Consider the following 2,499-nt stretch of genomic DNA (forward strand, 5'->3'; position numbering starts at 1 on the left):
GGAATCCAACGAACCTCACTGGATACTCGAAGCCAGCTCGAAGATCGGGATGTACATGAGGATCACGATCACCCCGATGATCAGGCCGATGAAGGTCATCAGCAGCGGTTCGAACAGGCGCACGAACCACTCGATCCAGCGGCTGATCTCCTCGTCGTAGAAATCCGCCGTGCGTTCCAGCATGGCGCCGAGGTTGCCGGACTGTTCGCCGGCGCGGAGCATGCGTAGCGATACCGGGGTGACCAGGCGGTTGTCCTCGAACGCGGCGGACAGCGCATGGCCTTCGCGGATGCGTTCGCCGGCCCGCTCCAGTTGCTGCTGCACGGTGCTGCTGAGCAGGCCACGGACCATCCCCAGCGCGGTGAGGATCGGGATGCCGCCTTGCAGGAGGATGCCCAGCGAGCGGTAGAAGCGCGCCAGCTCGTAGACGAAGATCCGCTGCCGGACGGCCGGCAGCTTTTCGACCAGGCGGCGCAAGGCCATGCGCACCGCGCTTTGCCGCAACAGCATCACGCCGCCGAGGATCGCCAGGGCGATGGCGGAGAACAGCTCGGCCTGGTGGGCGTGCAGGAAGGAGCCGGCGCCGAGCAGCACCCGGGACAGCCAGGGCAGGTCGGAGCCCAGCCCCTCGAACACCAGGCTGAAACGCGGCACCACGTAACCGATCAGGAACAGCAGCACGCCACAGCCGACCACGAACAGCAGGGCCGGGTAGACCGCCGCGCTGACGATCTTCTGCCGCACCTCGTCCATGCGGTTGCGGTAGGCCACGTAGCGCCCCAGCGCCTCGCCGACCGCGCCGGTCTTCTCGCTGGACTGCACCAGCGCCACGTAGAGCGCCGGGAACACCGCGGGGAAGTGCGCCAGGGCCTGGGAAAGGGACTTGCCTTCATAGAGCAGGCGCACCAGGTCGCCGAGGATCTTGCGTGCCTGCGGATCGGATTCCTTTTCCGCGAGGCTTTCCAGCGCGTCGATCAAGGCCAGGCCGGCATTCAGCAAGGTGGTCAGCTCCTGGCTGAACAGCACCAGCGGGAACGCCTCGCGTGTCCGCCAGCGGCTCAGCGCCCAGTGTCGCTCGGCCTTCAGCGCCAGTACCCGCAGCCCCTGTTCCTCGGCCAGGCGCAGGGCATCGACGCTGCTCGGCGCCTCGATCACCAGCGAGACCACGCCGGCCTGCTTGCGGACGCCCTTTACATGGAAGCGCATGGGGCTCTCCAGGCGTCATTGCCAGACGCTGATTTCCGCGTTTTCGCCTTCGCCGCCGGGCTGGCCATCCTTGCCCAGCGACAGCAGGTCGTATTCGCCGGACTCGCCGGGCGAGCGATAGACATAGGCGCGACCCCACGGGTCCTGCGGGACGTCCTTCTGCAGGTAGGGGCCCATCCAGCGCGGTTCGTCGCTGGGCGCCACCACCAGGGCGCCCAGCCCCTGCTCGGTGCTGGGGTAGTGGCCCACCTCCAGGCGGTAGATGTCCAGGGCCTTGGCCAGCCCCTCGATCTGCGCCCGGGCGACCTTGATTTCCGAACGGCCGAGCTGGTTGAAGTACTTGGGACCGACGATTCCGGCCAGCAGGCCGAGCACCACCAGCACCACCAGCAGTTCGAGCAGCGTGAAGCCCCGAGGTTTCCGGAAGGTTGTACGACGCTGTTGCATGAGATGCCTCCGTCTCCCTGAACCGATGACGCTACGGGGGCCTATGCAAGAGCTATGCAAGCCTGACGGAGGGAGGCGGGAGGACACGTGTGGCGGCGTCGGCGCACAGTTTGCATCATCCTGGCACGACGCCACGGAGTCCCCAGGTCTGGGGGCCGGGCGGGGACTTCCCCCACACAGGGAGAACGAGGATGCGCAAGGCCGCCATTCTGCTGGGCTCCATCGCCCTGACCGCCATGCAGGCGTCCGCCGATATCTACGTGTCGGTGGCGGGCGACGGGACCATCACGCTCTCCAACATTCCCCGCGCGGGGCGCACCTACACCCAGGTGTTCCGCGAACCGCCGATGCCGCGCTCGCCGGCCGAGTCCGCGCGCCAGGCAACGCTGGTGGCCGGCGCACAGCCCTACGCCCAGGAGGTCGCCGCCGCAGCCGCCGCCCACGACCTGCCGGAAGCCCTGCTGCACGCGGTGATCGACACCGAGTCCCGCTACGACCCGAACGCGCTGTCGCCCAAGGGCGCGGCCGGGCTGATGCAGTTGATGCCCGCCACCGCGCGGGAAATGGGCGTGGAGGATGTCTGGAACCCGGCCTCCAACATCCGTGGCGGGGCGCGCTACCTGAAGCGCCTGATGCGCATGTTCGACGACGACCTGTCCCTCGCCCTGGCGGCCTACAACGCCGGGCCGGGCACGGTCAGGAACCTGGGGCGGGTGATTCCTCCCCATCCGGAGACGCAGCGTTATGTGCCGCGTGTGTTGGAGAGGTATCAGCGGTTGCAGGGGGCGGATTTGTAGGCAGGACTGCTCCCCTCTCCCATTCATGGGAGAGGGGCTGGGGGAGAGG

3 protein-coding genes are annotated in these 2,499 nt (G+C 67.8%); 1 reads left to right on the plus strand and 2 read right to left on the minus strand.

The window, feature by feature from the left end:
• Positions 1-15: 15 nt before the first annotated feature.
• Positions 16-1,206 (minus strand): type II secretion system F family protein, encoded by a 1,191-nt coding sequence (locus PSEWESI4_RS24855; RefSeq protein WP_187673922.1) that lies wholly within the window; start codon positions 1,204-1,206, stop codon positions 16-18.
• A 15-nt stretch (positions 1,207-1,221) separates the two neighbouring features.
• On the minus strand, positions 1,222-1,653 hold the full coding sequence (gene gspG, locus PSEWESI4_RS24860) for a type II secretion system major pseudopilin GspG (protein WP_187673923.1): 432 nt from the start codon (positions 1,651-1,653) through the stop codon (positions 1,222-1,224).
• 191 nt (positions 1,654-1,844) lie between these two features.
• Here gspG and PSEWESI4_RS24865 point away from each other — a divergent pair, with 191 nt between their 5' ends.
• Positions 1,845-2,450 carry a lytic transglycosylase domain-containing protein gene (locus PSEWESI4_RS24865; protein ID WP_187673924.1) on the plus strand — a complete coding sequence of 202 codons (606 nt, stop codon included), beginning with the start codon at positions 1,845-1,847 and terminating at the stop codon, positions 2,448-2,450.
• The last annotated feature ends 49 nt before the right edge of the window (positions 2,451-2,499 follow it).

It is taken from the genome of Zestomonas carbonaria, assembly GCF_904061905.1.
Lineage (GTDB): Bacteria > Pseudomonadota > Gammaproteobacteria > Pseudomonadales > Pseudomonadaceae > Aquipseudomonas > Aquipseudomonas carbonaria.

Bases quoted from the DNA above. Each gene is read 5' to 3' on its own strand.
- PSEWESI4_RS24855 (WP_187673922.1), bottom strand. From the start codon at position 1,206: ATGCGCTTCCATGTAAAGGGCGTCCGCAAGCAGGCCGGCGTGGTCTCG.
- gspG (WP_187673923.1), bottom strand. From the start codon at position 1,653: ATGCAACAGCGTCGTACAACCTTCCGGAAACCTCGGGGCTTCACGCTG.
- PSEWESI4_RS24865 (WP_187673924.1), top strand. From the start codon at position 1,845: ATGCGCAAGGCCGCCATTCTGCTGGGCTCCATCGCCCTGACCGCCATG.